The organism is Pseudomonas sp. SBB6 (assembly GCF_024213215.1).
GTDB classification, from domain to species: Bacteria; Pseudomonadota; Gammaproteobacteria; order Pseudomonadales; family Pseudomonadaceae; genus Aquipseudomonas; species Aquipseudomonas donghuensis.
In genome coordinates, this window is the sequence record NZ_JANAVH010000012.1 from 98,838 (window position 1) to 113,817 (window position 14,980).

The 14,980-nt window shown below is 64.4% G+C and carries 12 protein-coding genes; 9 read left to right on the forward strand and 3 right to left on the reverse strand.

What is annotated here, in order from left to right:
- Nucleotides 1–32: 32 nt before the first annotated feature.
- The 4 genes from NLX68_RS21445 to NLX68_RS21460 are packed head-to-tail and all read left to right on the forward strand — an operon-like array spanning nucleotide 33 to nucleotide 4,810.
- Complete coding sequence (locus NLX68_RS21445) at nucleotides 33–1,559, forward strand: efflux transporter outer membrane subunit (protein WP_254285705.1); 1,527 nt, start codon at nucleotides 33–35, stop codon at nucleotides 1,557–1,559.
- The gene (locus NLX68_RS21450) at nucleotides 1,556–3,742 is read left to right on the forward strand and encodes an FUSC family protein (protein WP_254285706.1); all 2,187 of its coding nucleotides are present in this window, start codon (nucleotides 1,556–1,558) and stop codon (nucleotides 3,740–3,742) included. The genes NLX68_RS21445 and NLX68_RS21450 overlap by 4 nt, the downstream gene beginning before the upstream one ends.
- Entirely contained in the window at nucleotides 3,732–3,932 is a 201-nt protein-coding gene (locus NLX68_RS21455) for a DUF1656 domain-containing protein (RefSeq protein ID WP_100782521.1), read from the forward strand. Before NLX68_RS21450 ends, NLX68_RS21455 begins: the two co-directional genes overlap by 11 nt.
- A gap of 11 nt (nucleotides 3,933–3,943) precedes the next feature.
- On the forward strand, nucleotides 3,944–4,810 hold the full coding sequence (locus tag NLX68_RS21460; RefSeq protein ID WP_010220680.1) for an HlyD family secretion protein: 867 nt from the start codon (nucleotides 3,944–3,946) through the stop codon (nucleotides 4,808–4,810).
- 835 nt (nucleotides 4,811–5,645) lie between these two features.
- Here NLX68_RS21460 and NLX68_RS21465 read toward each other — a convergent pair.
- Together NLX68_RS21465 and NLX68_RS21470 are read right to left on the reverse strand one after the other, a co-directional pair.
- The gene (locus NLX68_RS21465; protein WP_010220681.1) at nucleotides 5,646–6,422 is read right to left on the reverse strand and encodes an enoyl-CoA hydratase; all 777 of its coding nucleotides are present in this window, start codon (nucleotides 6,420–6,422) and stop codon (nucleotides 5,646–5,648) included.
- A 27-nt stretch (nucleotides 6,423–6,449) separates the two neighbouring features.
- Nucleotides 6,450–6,902 (reverse strand): universal stress protein, encoded by a 453-nt coding sequence (locus NLX68_RS21470; protein WP_254285707.1) that lies wholly within the window; start codon nucleotides 6,900–6,902, stop codon nucleotides 6,450–6,452.
- A 171-nt stretch (nucleotides 6,903–7,073) separates the two neighbouring features.
- On the opposite strand from NLX68_RS21470, the gene NLX68_RS21475 reads away from it, so the two are divergent.
- From NLX68_RS21475 to NLX68_RS21495, 5 genes are all read left to right on the forward strand, one after another.
- Complete coding sequence (locus NLX68_RS21475) at nucleotides 7,074–7,979, forward strand: LysR family transcriptional regulator (protein WP_010220683.1); 906 nt, start codon at nucleotides 7,074–7,076, stop codon at nucleotides 7,977–7,979.
- A 208-nt stretch (nucleotides 7,980–8,187) separates the two neighbouring features.
- Nucleotides 8,188–9,747, forward strand: a complete 1,560-nt coding sequence (locus NLX68_RS21480) for an MFS transporter (protein WP_254285708.1) — start codon at nucleotides 8,188–8,190, stop codon at nucleotides 9,745–9,747.
- Between the two features lie 26 nt (nucleotides 9,748–9,773).
- Nucleotides 9,774–10,850: an HlyD family secretion protein gene (locus NLX68_RS21485; protein WP_254285709.1), complete on the forward strand. Its 1,077-nt coding sequence runs from the start codon at nucleotides 9,774–9,776 to the stop codon at nucleotides 10,848–10,850.
- Entirely contained in the window at nucleotides 10,847–12,313 is a 1,467-nt protein-coding gene (locus NLX68_RS21490; protein ID WP_254285710.1) for an efflux transporter outer membrane subunit, read from the forward strand. The genes NLX68_RS21485 and NLX68_RS21490 overlap by 4 nt, the downstream gene beginning before the upstream one ends.
- Before the next feature lie 102 nt (nucleotides 12,314–12,415).
- Nucleotides 12,416–13,210 carry an SDR family NAD(P)-dependent oxidoreductase gene (locus tag NLX68_RS21495; protein WP_010220688.1) on the forward strand — a complete coding sequence of 265 codons (795 nt, stop codon included), beginning with the start codon at nucleotides 12,416–12,418 and terminating at the stop codon, nucleotides 13,208–13,210.
- A gap of 42 nt (nucleotides 13,211–13,252) precedes the next feature.
- On the opposite strand, the gene NLX68_RS21500 is transcribed toward NLX68_RS21495, so the two are convergent.
- Nucleotides 13,253–14,944, reverse strand: coding sequence for an alpha-keto acid decarboxylase family protein (locus tag NLX68_RS21500; protein WP_254285711.1), 1,692 nt, complete (start codon nucleotides 14,942–14,944; stop codon nucleotides 13,253–13,255).
- Between the last annotated feature and the right edge of the window lie 36 nt (nucleotides 14,945–14,980).

A 14,980-nucleotide genomic window follows, 5' to 3' on the forward strand; every position in this document is an offset into this window, starting at 1 on the left:
TCATCCACCTTCTATGTCGGGAATTCGCAGCTGTGCCGCGTCGCATCATCAGAGCGCTCAATGCGCTCAGTGCCTGTGCCTTTAGCTTGACCTTGAGCGGCTGTATCGGAACCTGGGGCATTGCCCCGCAAAGCAAGACGCTGCAAGCCAATACCCTGACCACCGACGCGGCGATCCGTGACGCCGCCCTCGACGCCCATTGGCCCGACCAGCAATGGTGGCGGGCCTACGGCGACCCGCAACTCGATCGCTGGATCGCCCTGGCCGTGCAAGACAGCCCGACCCTGGCCATGGCCGTCGCCCGTGTGCGTGAAGCCAAGGCCATGGCCGGGGTGGTCGAGTCGGCCGAGAAGCTGCAGGTCAACGGCCAGTCGACGCTCAAGCGCCACAACTGGCCGCAAGACCAGTTCTATGGCCCCGGCGCGTTGTCCGGGGCCAACACCTGGGACAACAATGCATCGCTTGGCTTGAGCTACGCCCTGGACCTCTGGGGCCGCGAGCGCAATGCCAGCGAGCAGGCCGTGGACATGGCCCACATGAGCGTGGCCCAGGCGCGTCAGGCCCAGCTCGAGCTGCAGAACAACATCGTCAAGGCCTACATCCAGCTGTCGCTGCACTTTGCCCAGCGCGATATCGTCAAGGCCGAGCTTGAGCAGCAGGAGCAGATCCTGGCCCTGGCCGAGCGGCGCCTGGCCGGTGGCATCGGCACGCACTTTGAAGTCAGCCAGGCGCAGACGCCACTGCCGGAAACCCACCGCCAGCTCGATGCCCTCAATGAAGAAATCGCCCTGGCCCGTAACCAGCTGGCAGCCCTGGCCGGTAAAGGCCCAGGCGAGGGCGCGCAGTTGCAGCGTCCACGACTGGTGCTTGGCACTGCGCTGAAATTGCCCTCGGCCTTGCCTGCCGAACTGGTCGGCCAGCGCCCGGACGTGGTCGCCAGCCGCTGGCAGGTCGCGGCCCAGGCCCGTGGTATCGATGTCGCCCATGCCGGCTTCTTCCCCAACGTCGACCTGGTCGGTGGCCTCGGTTTCATGGCCACCGGTGGCGGGCCGCTGGAGTTTCTGACCGGGCGCAAGTTCAACTACAACGTCGGCCCGGCGATCAGCCTGCCGGTGTTCGATGGCGGTCGCCTGCGTTCGCAACTGGGGGTTGCCGCGGCCGGTTATGACATCGCCGTGGCGCGCTACAACCAGACCGTGGTCGAGGCGCTCAAGGGTGTTTCCGATCAGTTGATTCGCCGTGAGTCGATGAACGAGCAGCAACACTTTGCCGCCGAATCGGTGGCCTCGGCGCAGAAGACCTACGACATCGCCATGATCGCCTTTCAGCGCGGCCTGACCGATTACCTCAATGTGCTCAACGCGCAAACCCAGTTGTTCCGCCAGCAGCAGATCCAGCAGCAGGTCCAGGCCGCACGCCTGAGTGCCCATGCCGAACTGGTCACGGCCCTGGGCGGCGGCCTGGGCGCGGGCAACGATGTGCCCGGCGAAGACCGTCAGCAGGCGCCGAAAACCCCGGTAACCCTGGCAGTCTTCGACAAGCCGGGCCATGCCGAATGAGCGCACTGACCCTGCCGTTTCGCTGGCTGGCCACCCTGGAGTGGCGTCGCGGGTTCTTTGAGTGGGTGCGCACCGACGGGGTCACCTGGGTGTACATCTTCAAGGTCCTCAGCGCCGCCTTCCTGACCCTGTGGCTGGCTATGCGCCTGGAACTGCCGCAGCCGCGCACGGCGATGATCACCGTGTTCATCGTCATGCAGCCGCAGAGCGGCCATGTGTTCGCCAAGAGCTTCTACCGGCTGCTGGGCACCCTGGCCGGTTCGTCGATGATGGTCGCGCTGATCGCCTTGTTCCCGCAGAACACCGAGCTGTTCCTGCCGAGCCTGGCGATCTGGGTCGGCCTGTGTTCGGCCGGCGCCATGCGCTACCGCACTTTCCGCGCCTATGGCTTCGTGCTCGCCGGTTACACCGCAGCGATGGTCGGCCTGCCGGCCCTGCAGCACCCTGACGGCGCGTTCATGGCTGCGGTGTGGCGGGTGCTGGAAATCTCCCTGGGGATCCTTGTCTCGACCCTGGTCAGCGCCGCGATTCTGCCGCAGTCGGCCAGTGCCTCGATGCGCAACGCCCTGTACCAGCGCTTTGGCGTGTTCGCCGGCTTCGTTGCCGAGGGCCTGCACGGCGACAGCCAGCGCGACCGCTTTGAAAGCAGCAACGTGCGCTTTATCGCCGAGGCCGTAGGCCTGGAAAGCCTGCGCAGCGTCACCGCCTTCGAAGACCCGCACATGCGCCGGCGCAATGGTCGCCTGGGGCGACTGAACAGCGAGTTCATGGCCATTACCACGCGCTTCAACGCCTTGCACCAGTTGCTTGAACGCTTGCGTTTGCGTGGGCCGCTGCAGATCGTCACCGCCATTGAACCCGGGCTTAGCGCCCTGGCCGAACTGCTCGACGGTTATGCCGGCCGCGGCCTGACCGAGGCTGATGCGGCGCGCCTGGCCGAACAGCTGGCGGCCTACAAGGAAGGCTTGCCGGAGCGCGTGCGCAGCCTGCGTGCGGCTTATGTCGAGAGTGGCCCGAGCGATGCCGACCTGCTGGACTTTCACACCGCCTACGAGTTGCTCTACCGCTTCGTCGACGACATGCACAACTACGCTCAGACCCATGCCTCGCTGACCGAGCACAACCATGCTCGCGAACAGTGGGATGAGCCCTATGTGGCGCAGACCAACTGGATGGCCTCGCTGGCGGCCGGCGTGCGCGCCGCGTTCATCCTGCTGGTGCTGGGCAGTTTCTGGATCATGACCGCCTGGCCGAGCGGGGCGATGATGACCCTGATCGCCGCAGCCACCGTCGGCCTCTCGGCGGCTACGCCAAACCCCAAGCGCATGTCGTTCCAGATGGCTTGCGGCACCCTGTTCGGCGCCTTTGTCGGCTTCTTCGAAACCTTCTTCGTGTTCCCCTGGATCGACGGCTTCCCGCTGCTGTGCCTGGTGCTGGCGCCGGTGTTCGTGTTTGGCGCGTTCCTGGCCTCGCGGCCGGCCTATGCCGGTTACGGGCTGGGCCTGCTGATCTTTTTTGCCACCGGTTCCGTGCCCGACAACCTGACCATCTACAACCCCTACAACTTCATCAACGACTACATCGCCATGGTCATCGGCATGCTGGTCTGCGCCGCTGCCGGGGCGATTATCCTGCCACCCAACAGCCGCTGGTTGTGGAGCCGCCTGGAGCAGGACCTGCGCGCCCAGGTCCTGTATGCGATCACCGGTCGCCTGCGCGGCCTGGGTTCAAGCTTCGAAAGCCGCACCCGCGACCTGCTGCACCAGGCCTATGGCCTGGCGGTCGGCCAGCCGTTGGTGCAGAGCACGCTGCTGCGTTGGATGTTCGTGGTGCTTGAGGTGGGCCACGCAATCATCGAGCTGCGCAAGGAGCAGGCGATCTTGCCGGTGCACCCGTGCTACGCCGAATCGCAGCCCTGGCGCCAGGCCATCCGGGTCATGGGCCGCGCGCTGGCGCGCCTGTTCATGCAGCCGAGCGCGAGCAACCACGAGCGTGCGCTAGTGGCGGTGGACCATGCCATCAGCCGGGTACAGGCCACCGACGAGCCGTTCGCCCGTCACTTCGACACTTCGGCCCTGCGCCGGGTGCAGAGCTACCTGCATTTCATCCGTACTTCATTGCTCGACCCTCAGTCGCCGCTGGCCGAACTGGCCCCGGCCAAAGGACTGCCCCATGCCTCGTGAAATCGCCTTCCATGGCGTCTACATGCCGACCATGACCTTGATGTTCCTGTTCGCCGCCGGCCTTGCCTGGGGCCTGGACCGGTTCATTGCAAGCGTTGACGGCTACCGCTTCTTCTGGCACCCGGCGCTGTTGCGCCTGTGCCTGTTTATCTGCCTGTTCGGATCCATCGCCCTGACTCTCTACCGTTGAGACCCCTGTTGATGAAAAAGTTTTTCAGCCTGATCGCCACCTTGCTCGTGCTGGCCGCTGCCGTGGTGATCGGTCGCCAGCTCTGGGTGCATTACATGAACACGCCCTGGACCCGCGACGGGCGCGTGCGCGCCGACATCATCAACGTCGCTGCCGACGTGCCGGGCTATGTGGTCGATGTGCCGGTGCGCGACAACCAGTTGGTGAAGAAGGGCGATGTGCTGCTGCAGATCGACCCCGAGCATTACCAAGTGGCGGTCAGGCAGGCCCAGGCGCTGGTGGCCTCGCGCAAGGCCACCTGGGAAATGCGCAAGGTCAACGCCCATCGCCGCGCCGACATGGACAACCTGGTGATCTCGCGGGAGAACCGTGACGACGCCAGCAACATCGCCAACTCGGCGCTGGCCGATTACCAGCAGGCCCAGGCGCAATTGGCGGCGGCCGAGCTGGACCTCAAGCGGACCAAGATCCTCGCCACGGTCGATGGCTATGTCACCAACCTCAACGTCCATCGCGGTGACTACGCGCGCACCGGCGAGCCGAAGATGGCGGTGGTCGACAAGGATTCGTTCTGGGTTTATGGCTTCTTCGAAGAGACCAAGCTGCCGCACGTGCGGGTGGGCGACCAGGCCGAGCTGCAGATGATGAGCGGCGAGCGGCTCAAAGGGCATGTGGAGAGTATTTCGCGCGGTATCTATGACCGTGACAACCCGGAAAGCCGCGAGCTGATCGCCGACGTCAACCCGACCTTCAACTGGGTGCGTCTGGCCCAGCGGGTGCCGGTGCGGATTCATATCGATGAAGTGCCCGAGGGCTTTTTGCTGGCGGCGGGTACCACCTGTACGGTGGTGGTCAAGCCCGGCAAGGCGCAGGGTTGAGTTGATCGCGGGGCAAGCCCGCTCCTACAGGATCTAGGGGTGGGCCAATTTTTTGGTTCTTTGCGACATTTCGGGGACTATGAGCCTTGGGGTGGGGGGGTGCGAGCTTATCCAATCGTTGTGGCGCTGCGGCTGGCCCCTTCCGCCTTTACGGCGTCCTACTTTTCTCTTGGGAAAAGTAGGCAAAACCGCTCGCTCCCGCATACGGCCCTACGCTGCGCTTCGGGTTCCTTCGCTTCGGTGCCTTCCAGGGGCATCGCGGCCTACGACTTGCTACGCCAAGTCTACGTCTCGCGACTTCGGCTTGGGCCGAAGGGTGCTACGCACCAGCCCCCTCCAGACACCTACGCTCAGCCTCCTGAAGTCGCGAAGTTACGGGCAGCGCCTGCACGGGCGTATCTGCGAAAGCGGATTATGGCGTAGCCAAACTGACCCCGAAGCGAGGACCGACCTGCTTCATCTTGATGCTGATCTTGATCTTGATCTTCATGCACGTAATTCCAGGCGCCGCCAAAAGCGACTTCAGGAGGCTGAGCGAAGGTGCCTGTAGGGGCAGTGCGCAGCACCTTCGGCGTTAGCCGAAGACGCGAGACGTAGACTTGGCGTAGCAAGTCGTAGGCCGCGATGCCCCGGAGGGCGCCGTAGCGAAGGGACCCGAAGCGCAGCGTAGGGCCGTATGCAGGAGCAAGCGGTTTTGCCTACTTTTCCCAAGAGAAAAGTAGGCCGCCGTAAGGGCGGAAGGGGCCGGCCGCGGCGCCACAGCGAATGGATAAGCTCGCAGCCAGAACAACCCAAGGATCCCTAGCCCCCCAGGATTCCGCGAAGAACCAATTTTTTAGCGATGCATGAACTGCGGCGCGCGTTTCTCGGCAAACGCCGCCATGCCTTCCTTCTGGTCCTCGATGGCGAAGGTGGAGTGGAACAAACGCCGCTCCTGGCGCACGCCTTCGCTCAGGGTGGTCTCGAAGGCGCGGTTGACCGCTTCCTTGGCCATCATGCTGACCGGGCCGGAGTAGCTGGCAATCCGCGCCGCAGCCTGCAGGGCTTCGTCGAGCAGGGCCTGATCGCTGACCCGGCGGCTGACCAGCCCGCAGCGCTCGGCTTCTTCGGCATCCATGGTGCGGCCGGTGAGGACCATGTCCATGGTCTTGGCCTTGCCGATCGAGCGTGCCAGGCGTTGGCTGCCGCCGGCGCCGGGGATGGTGCCGATCTTGATTTCCGGCTGACCGAAGCGGGCGCTGTCGGCGGCGATGATCATGTCGCACATCAGCGCCAGTTCGCAGCCACCACCCAGTGCGTAACCGGCCACTGCGGCGATGCTGGGCTTGCGAAAGCTCGCCAGGCGTTCCCAGTCCACGGTCACGAAATCGCTGGTGTAGACATCCATGTAGCTGCGATCACGCATCGCCTTGATGTCAGCGCCGGCGGCAAACACGGTGTCGCCACCGGTCAGTACCAGGGCGCGGACGCTACGGTCCTGCTCAAGGTGGTCAAGCACCCCGGCCAGCTCCGCGGCCAGTTCGCAGCACAACGAGTTGAGCACCTCGGGACGGTTGAGGCGGATCAGGGCAACAGCGCCGATCTGTTCCAGTTGCAGGTAGTCGAGTTTCATCCGTGCGATCTCGGTAAAGGGTAAGGGTCAGACGTGGCGGGCATCGACCAGCACCGGGCAGCCGGCCTTGTCGATGACCTTGCTGCTGATCGAAGGGTCGAGCATGCGGTCCAGGCGCGACAGGTGGCGATGGCCCATGACGATCAGGTCGCTTTCCAGGCGCTTGGCCTCGGCGACGATGGTCGATACCGGGTCACCGTTGACCAGGTTGCCTTCGGTCTGGAAGCCGCGAGCGCGCAAGTAGTCCACGGCTTGCTGCATGGTCATGTCGGCCATTTGCTGTTCATGGCTGGCGGCCGGGTATTCGCTTTGGTCGAAGGCGCTGATGCGTCTGTTCTCCTCGGCCAGGGCATAGGCCATGTCGACCGCCAGCAGCACATGCAGCTGATGGCGCGCGGGTTCGCAAAAGCGGCTGACGGTTTCGAGGATGCCGCGGCTGCGCGCAGAGCCATCAATGGCGATCAGTACCGAGCTGTACATGGTGACGGGACCCATTCTGAATACAAAGAGCAGGCATTCTTGAAAAAGCGTGCGGCCGGGTAAATGGTGCGCGGTGCAATGACTAGTTGCGCAGAATGCAAGGGCTGGAAAACCTGCAGAAACTGGTAAGATTGCAGCGGATTCACTGAAATACATGAATGGATGCTTACCATGCACTTTCCGGATATGAACTTGCTGGTTGCGCTGGATGCGCTGCTCGATGAAGGCAGTGTGGTCGGTGCGGCTCGTCGCATGAACCTCAGCCCGGCGGCCATGAGCCGCACCCTGACGCGAATTCGCCATGCCGTCGGCGACCCGATTCTGGTCCGCGCCGGCCGTGGCCTGGTACCGACCCCCAAGGCCATGGCCCTGCGCACTCAGGTGCGCAGCGTGGTCGAACAGGCCGGGCAGGTGTTCAGCTCCAGTGACGAGGTTGACCTGCTGACCCTGGAGCGCTCGTTCAACCTGCGCGCTAACGATGTGTTTATCGCGCCGTTCGCGGCGCCCTTGCTGGAAACCATGCGCCAGCAGGCGCCGCGTACCGTGCTGCGTTTTGTCCCGGAAGGCGAGGGCGGTGACGAGGACGACAGCCTGCGCGATGGGCGCCTGGACCTGTACATCAGCGCCACGCGCAACCTCGGCCCGGAAATCAAGGTGCAAAGCCTGTTTGCCACCACCTTCGTGGGCCTGGCGCGGGTCGACCATCCAATCTTCAACGATGAGATCACCCCGGAGCGCTTCGCCGCCTTCGAACAGATCAGCGTCTCGCGCCGCGGTCGCGCCACCGGGCCGATCGACTCAGCGCTGGCGGGGATGGGCCTGAGCCGGCGGGTGGCGTTGATTACCCCGAGTTTTCACTCGGCGATGTTCTCCCTGCCCGAGTCCGACCTGCTGCTGCCCCTGCCCCAGCACGTGCTGCTCAGTGTTGCCCGTCTGGGCCTGCCGCTACGTTCGTTTCGCATCCCCATGGCGCTGGAATCGGTGACCATCATGCAGGCCTGGCACCCGCGCTATGACAACGATCCTGCCCATCGCTGGCTGCGCCAGACGCTCAAGGAGTGTTGCAGTAAAGCCTGAGTGTTAACGTCAAGATTGACGCTTTTGAGCGCATATATATACCTGATCGTATAGTTGCGTCTCATGCAGCATAAAGCTGCGAATATGTCAGTTTTCGTCAGTAATCGGCCTCCATAGACTTGCCGGGTACCTCAATTACCCGGAGTTCTGAAGCCATGTGCCTGTACCTGTTTTACCGTGCCCCTGCGCCCGTTCCCGGGGGCAGGCCATGAGTTCGCTGGAGGCCCTGGCCACCCCGGGTACGGCCGTCGCCGCCGCACCGGCACCTGCCCCGGCCAAGCCTGCGGCACCGGCGGCATTCGGCCCGCGCATCGTCATCGGCCTGCTCGGTGTGCTGCTGGCGGTACTCTGCGCCGGCCTCAACGAAATGGTCACGAAAATGGCCCTGGCCGATATTCGTGGTGGCATGCACATCGGGTCTGACGAAGGTTCATGGCTGGTCGCCCTGTACTCGGCGACCTCGGTCTCGGCCATGGCTTTCGCGCCCTGGTGCTCGGTGACCTTCTCCCTGCGGCGCTTCACCCTCTGCGCGATTGGCGCCTTCGCCCTGCTCGGTTTGCTCTGCCCGTTCGCGCCCAACCAGGAAACCCTGATGCTGCTGCGCACCCTGCAGGGCTTTGCCGGCGGGGCCTTGCCGCCGATGCTGATGAGTGTGGCGCTGCGTTTCCTGCCCCCTGGCATCAAGCTCTATGGCTTGGCCGGCTACGCCTTGACGGCCACCTTCGGGCCGAGCCTGGGGCTGCCGCTGGCGGGCTTGTGGACCGAGTACGTCGGTTGGCAGTGGGCGTTCTGGCAGATCATCCTGCCGTCGTTGCTGGCCATGGCTTGCGTGGCCTGGGGGTTGCCGCAGGACCCGCTGCGCCTGGAACGCTTCAAGCAGTTTGACTGGCGCGGGTTGTTGCTGGGCCTGCCGGCCATTTGCTCGATTGTCATCGGCCTGAGCCAGGGCGATCGCATGGGCTGGTTCAACTCGCCGTTGATCTGCTGGTTGCTGGGCGGTGGCCTGGCGCTGCTGGTGCTGTTCATGATCAACGAATGGTCGCACCCGCTGCCGTTCTTCAAGTTGCAGATGCTCAGCAACCGCAACCTCACCCATGCCCTGGTCACCCTCGGCGGGGTGCTGGTAGTGCTTTCGGCGGTGATCATCATTCCGTCCAGCTTCCTCGCCCAGATCCAGGGCTACCGGCCGGTGCAGACGGGCCCGGTGATGTTGCTGGTGGCGTTGCCGCAGTTGCTGGCCCTGCCGCTGACCGCAGCGCTGTGCAACATCCGCGCGGTGGACTGCCGCTGGGTTCTGGCCATTGGCCTGGGCATGCTGGCGGTGTCGTGCTTTGGCGGCACGATGATTACCTCGCAGTGGATTCGCGACAACTTCTACGTGCTGCAACTGTTCCAGATCTTTGGTCAGCCGATGGCGGTGATCCCGCTGCTGATGCTCGCCACTGGCGGCATGACCCCGCAAGACGGCCCGTTCGCTTCGGCCTGGTTCAACACCGTCAAGGGCCTGGCCTCGGTGGTCGCCGCCGGGGTGCTGGAGGCGCTGACCACGGTACGCCGGCATTTTCACTCGAACATGCTGGTGGACAACCTGGGCAATTCACCCCTGGCCGATGCCAGCGCACCGGGCCTGGCCAAGCGTATCCATGAACAGGCCGTGGTGCTGACCTCGGCCGACCTCTACCTGTGCATGGCGCTGCTGGCGCTGGCGTTGATCCTGCTGATTCCTTTTGTGCCCACCCGGATCTATCCACCCCGTGCGGTGGCATAGCGTTCCTGCTGAGAGAGATAGTCGTAATGACCCTAAGTAAAAACCACAAATTGGCCTTGATTGCAGCGGCGGTGCTCATCGTCGGCGGCATAGCCTTTACTGCCTTGCCCTCGATCTTCGGTTCGGGCGGCGTGCAATCGACCAACGATGCCTATGTCTCGGCCGACTACACCGTGGTCGCACCGAAAGTCTCGGGTTTTATCACCCAGGTGCTGGTCGAGGACAACCAGCGGGTCAAGGCCGGGCAGACCCTGGCACTGATCGATGACCGCGATTTTCAGGCTGCCCTGGCGGCGGCCGAAGCGCAGTTGCTGATGTCCAAGGCCCAGGCGCAGAACGCCAGGGCGACCCTGGAACGCCAGGCGTCGCTGATCTCCCAGGCGCAGGCAACGGTGGCAGCCGACGAAGCGGAGCTTGCCTTCGCCAACCATGAACTGACCCGCCACAGCCGCCTGGCCGAGCAGGGCGCGGGCACCGTGCAGAACGCCCAGCAGGCGCGCAGCCGGGTCGACCAGGCGCGGGCGCGCCAGGCCAACTCCAGCGCGGCGCTGGCGGCGGCGCGCAAGCAGATCGATATCCTCACTGCCCAGGTCGATGCCGCCCAGGGTGGCCTCAAGCATGCCGAAGCGGCGCTGGAGCGCGCCCGCCTGGACCTGTCCTACACCACGATCGTCGCGCCCATCGACGGCATGGTCGGCGAGCGTGCGGTGCGCGTGGGGGCTTACGTCAACCCGGGGGCGCGGATGCTCTCGGTGGTGCCGCTGGAGCGTGCCTATGTGATCGGCAACTTCCAGGAAACCCAATTGACCCACGTGCTGCCCGGGCAAATCGTCGAGGTGAGCGTTGATACCTTTGCTGGTGAACGCTTGCGCGGTCGCGTGCAAAGTGTCGCCCCGGCCACCGGCCTGACCTTCGCGGCGGTCAAGCCGGACAACGCCACCGGTAACTTCACCAAGGTGGTGCAGCGTATTCCGGTGAAGATCGTCTTCGATGCCGACCAGCCGCTGCTGGAGCGTTTGCGCGTCGGCATGTCGGTCGTGGCCAGGATCGACACCCAGAGCAAGGCCAAGGCCGAGGCGGGTAACGAGGTCAGTGTTCGATGAGACTTGCATACACGGCTTCGCCCCTCGTGCTTGGCGCTACGCTGACCTTGAGCGCCTGCACCGTCGGCCCGGACTTCGAGGTGCCGAAAAGCACCGCGCCCTCGGCATGGCCTGCGCTGCAGGAAAAACCGGCTCCCAGCCAGCCGCAGAGTGCGCCCTTGGAGGCGCGCTGGTGGGAAACCTTCAACGACCGCCAGCTGTCGGCGTTGATCCAGCGCGCGGTGGAGCGCAACCTCGATCTGCAGATCGCCACCTCGCGGCTGATGCAAAGCCGTGCGGTGCGCATGAGCATCGCGTCCGACAAGTATCCGGCGGTGGACCTCGATGGCGGCTACAGCCGCACTCGCAACAGTGCCGAAGGCCTCGCTGACCCGTCCGGCAAGGGCGGCAAGTCAGCCTTCAATCTCTGGCAGGGGGATTTCACCGCGTCCTGGGAACTGGACCTGTGGGGCCGCGTGCGCCGCGAGGTGGAAGCCGCGGACGCCAGCGTCGAAGTGGCCGAAAACGATCGCCAGGGTGTGCTCTTGTCGTTGCTGGCCGAAACCGCCCGTGACTACATCCAGTTGCGCGCAGTGCAGAACACCCTGGCGGTGGTGCGCGAGAACCTGGATGTCTCCCGGCATAGCCTGCGCCTGTCGCAGATGCGTTTGAGCGATGGCGTGGCGACCAACCTCGATGTCGCCCAGGCCGCCGCCCAGGTGGCCTCGATCGAGGCGCGGCTGCCGACCCTGGAAGAGCGTCAGGCGCAGCTGATCAACGCCCTGAGCCTGCTGGTTGCCGAACCGCCGCGCAGCCTGCAGAACGAACTGCTCACGCCGGTCGAGTTGCCGCGCACAGTACAACGCTTCGCCATGGGCTTGCCGTCCGAACTGGCCGAGCGCCGGCCGGACATCCGCCAGGCCCAGGCGCAGTTGCACGCCACCACGGCCAGCATCGGCGTGGCCAAGGCCAACTTCTACCCGAGCATTCGCTTGTCCGGCAGCGCCGGCTTTCAGTCGCTGCAGCTCTCGGACTTCGGTAACTGGAGTTCCCGCCGCTTTGCGATCGGCCCGCAGTTGAGCCTGCCGATTTTTGAAGGCGGGCGCCTCAAGGGCGTGCTCAAGCTGCGCGAGGCGCAACAGCAGGAAGCGGCGTTGCAGTACCAGCAGGTGGTGTTGCGTGCCTGGCACGAGATCGACGATGTGCTTCGCTTGTACAACGCCAGTCAATTGCGTCGCGACCTGCTCGATGAAGCGGTGCGCCAGAGCCGGGTGGCCCTGGAAACCGCGCAGCGCCAGTACGTGGAGGGCGCGGTGGACTTTCTCAACGTCTTGACCGTGCAGGGCACGCTGCTGGCCAACCAGGAGCAGTGGGTCGAAAGCAGTGCCGCGACCTCGCTGGCGATGGTCGGGTTGTACAAATCCCTGGGCGGTGGCTGGCAATCTTTTGCGCCTTCGCTCCAGGCCGCTGCCGAACTCGACTGATGGCAGCGGTCAAACAGCCATGAAGCCGCAGCCAACAGCCTTCAACGCTGTTGGCGGCGTGCTGTTTGTGGGCTCTCATTTCATCCATATAAGGACGCAGGTATGAATATTTCCTTGCACGGCAAACGTGCGATCGTCAGCGGCTCCACGGCCGGTATCGGCTTTGCCATTGCCTTCGGGCTGGCAGAGGCAGGCGCTGAAGTAGTGATCAACGGGCGCAGCAAGGCACGGGTGACCCGCGCCATCGAACAGATCCAGCGCAAGCTGCCGGGCGCGCGGGTAACCGGCGTGACGGCTGACCTGGGGACTGCCGAAGGGGCCGAGACGCTATTTGCCAAAGTACCGGATACCGACATTCTGGTGAACAACCTGGGAATCTTCGAACCCAAGGGCTTCTTTGACATCACTGACGACGACTGGCGGCGCTTCTTTGAAGTCAACGTGATGAGCGCGGTGCGCCTGTCGCGTCACTACGCCCCGGCCATGGCCGAGCGTGAGTGGGGGCGGGTGTTGTTCCTGTCGAGCGAATCGGCGTTGCAGATCCCGACCGAGATGGTTCACTACGGCACCACCAAGACGGCCTTGCTGGCGATATCCCGCGGCCTGGCGGAAACCCTGGCCGGGACCGGCGTAACCGTCAACGCGGTACTGCCGGGGCCGACTCGCTCCGAAGGCGTCGGTGGTTTCTTCAGCCAGATGGCCGAAGAGCAGGGTGTGCCCGCCGAGGAGCTGGAAGCCAGCTTCATCGCCGAGCATCGTTCCAGTTCGATCATCAAACGCCTGGCGACGGTCGAGGAGGTTGCCAGCCTGGTGGTCTACCTGGCGTCGCGTCAGGCCAGCGCCACGACGGGTGCGGCAATGCGTGTGGATGGCGGGGTGGTACGCTCGATTGCCTGATCACCTGCGGCCTGGGCGACGGTGGTCGCCCAGGCCCGGGTTTCAGCTGGCGATTGCAGGCTGGCTGAGCGGTTGCAGGCCGTAGTCGAACTCGGCAAACAGACGGGCAAAGCGCTTGAGCGACTCCGGCGCGTCCATGCGTTCCATCACCACTTCAATGAACACCAGGGTGTCAGCGCCTTCGGCCTCGACCAGCGCGGCCTCCAGCTGATCTTCGGTGTGCACGGTGAAATGCCGTGAGCGATCGCGGGTATCGAGCACCTGTGGCAGTTGCGCATAGCGCCACGGGTTGATGTCGTTGTAGCTGGAATTCTCGCCGAGGATCAGCCGCTCGATGGTGTAGCCATCGTTGTTGATCAGGAAGATCACCGGCTTGAGTTGGTGGGCGAGGATGGTCGACAACTCCTGCACGGTCATCTGCAACGAACCGTCGCCAATGAACAGCATTTGCCGCCGCTCGGGCTGTGCCAGCAGGCTGCCGAGCAGGGCCGGCAGGGTGTAGCCGATCGAGCCCCAGATCGGCTGGGTGATGTAGGTCACGCCGCTGGGCATGCGCAGGCCGTTGAGCCCCGCCGATGACGTGCCGCTTTCGGCAATGATCAGTTCGTCGCCCTTGATCAGGTGGGCGATGCGCTGCCAGAAACGCAACTGGCTGAGCGGTTGCTCGGGCAAGGCGCGCACCGCTGGCGGTGCGCTGAACGGTGGGATCTGCCGCGGCGTGGCCCGTAGCGTTGGCGGTTGCTGAACGAGCTTTTCCAGCACCTGGCGCATGCTCACCGCGTTGTAGTGCACTTTGCCCAGCGAGGCGGCGTAAGGCTGCAACTGGATCAGGGCGCCATCCTTGAACTTCTGCGAGAACAGCGCGGTGCTGGTGTCGGTGAAGCGGGCGCCGATACTGATCACGCAGTCCGCCTGCTCGATGGCTTCACGCACGCTTGGCGCCGAGCCTGCACCGGCATAGGTACCGAGAAACAGCGGGTGCGATTCCGGCAGCATGGCCTTGGCCGGCGGCAGGTTGGCAAAGGGCAGCTCAAGACGCTCGATCAGCTCGAGTACCTGCGCGGTCAGGCCAAAACGTTCAACGTCGATGTCCACCAGCAACACCGGGTTGCTGGCGCTGGCCAGACGCTGCTGCAGTTGCGTGACCACGTTGAGCAACTGGCCCGGCTCGCTGCGGGTTTCGCTCAACTGCAGCGGCGTTTGGGGTACTTCGATGTGCAGGCAGGCCAGGTCCGACGGCAGTTGCAGGTAGACCGGCCGGCGCTCGCGGAAACAGGTCTGCAGCACCCGGTCGATTTCCTGGGCGGCGTTTTCCACGGTGATGCGTGCCTGGGCCACGGTAAACTGGCGCAGGGTGACCATGATGTTGTCGTAGTTGCCGTCGCACAGGGTGTGGTGCATCAGGGCGCGGTCGATAATCGCGTGCAAGGGCGGCATGCCGGAAATCATGATGACCGGGACCCGCTCGGCATAGGCGCCGGCAATGCCGTTGAGGGCGCTCAGGTCGCCCACCCCGTAGGTCGTCAGTACCGCGCCAAAGCCCTGGGTGCGGGCGTAGCCGTCGGCGGCATAGGCGGCGTTGAGTTCGTTGCAGTTACCGATGAAGCGCAGTTGCGGCAGGGCTTCGACCTGTTCGAGCAGGGTCAGGTTGTAGTCGCCGGGCACGCCGAACAGATGGCGGATGCCGAATTCCTGCAGGCGACGCAGGAGAAAATCGCCAATGGTCATATCCATGATGGGTTCAACCTCGTGAGTCCTTTGAGGGGGCGG

Bases quoted from the DNA above. Each gene is read 5' to 3' on its own strand.
- NLX68_RS21450 (WP_254285706.1), top strand. From the start codon at position 1,556: ATGAGCGCACTGACCCTGCCGTTTCGCTGGCTGGCCACCCTGGAGTGG.
- NLX68_RS21455 (WP_100782521.1), top strand. From the start codon at position 3,732: ATGCCTCGTGAAATCGCCTTCCATGGCGTCTACATGCCGACCATGACC.
- NLX68_RS21460 (WP_010220680.1), top strand. From the start codon at position 3,944: ATGAAAAAGTTTTTCAGCCTGATCGCCACCTTGCTCGTGCTGGCCGCT.
- NLX68_RS21465 (WP_010220681.1), bottom strand. From the start codon at position 6,422: ATGAAACTCGACTACCTGCAACTGGAACAGATCGGCGCTGTTGCCCTG.
- NLX68_RS21470 (WP_254285707.1), bottom strand. From the start codon at position 6,902: ATGTACAGCTCGGTACTGATCGCCATTGATGGCTCTGCGCGCAGCCGC.
- NLX68_RS21475 (WP_010220683.1), top strand. From the start codon at position 7,074: ATGCACTTTCCGGATATGAACTTGCTGGTTGCGCTGGATGCGCTGCTC.
- NLX68_RS21480 (WP_254285708.1), top strand. From the start codon at position 8,188: ATGAGTTCGCTGGAGGCCCTGGCCACCCCGGGTACGGCCGTCGCCGCC.
- NLX68_RS21485 (WP_254285709.1), top strand. From the start codon at position 9,774: ATGACCCTAAGTAAAAACCACAAATTGGCCTTGATTGCAGCGGCGGTG.
- NLX68_RS21490 (WP_254285710.1), top strand. From the start codon at position 10,847: ATGAGACTTGCATACACGGCTTCGCCCCTCGTGCTTGGCGCTACGCTG.
- NLX68_RS21495 (WP_010220688.1), top strand. From the start codon at position 12,416: ATGAATATTTCCTTGCACGGCAAACGTGCGATCGTCAGCGGCTCCACG.
- NLX68_RS21500 (WP_254285711.1), bottom strand. From the start codon at position 14,944: ATGGATATGACCATTGGCGATTTTCTCCTGCGTCGCCTGCAGGAATTC.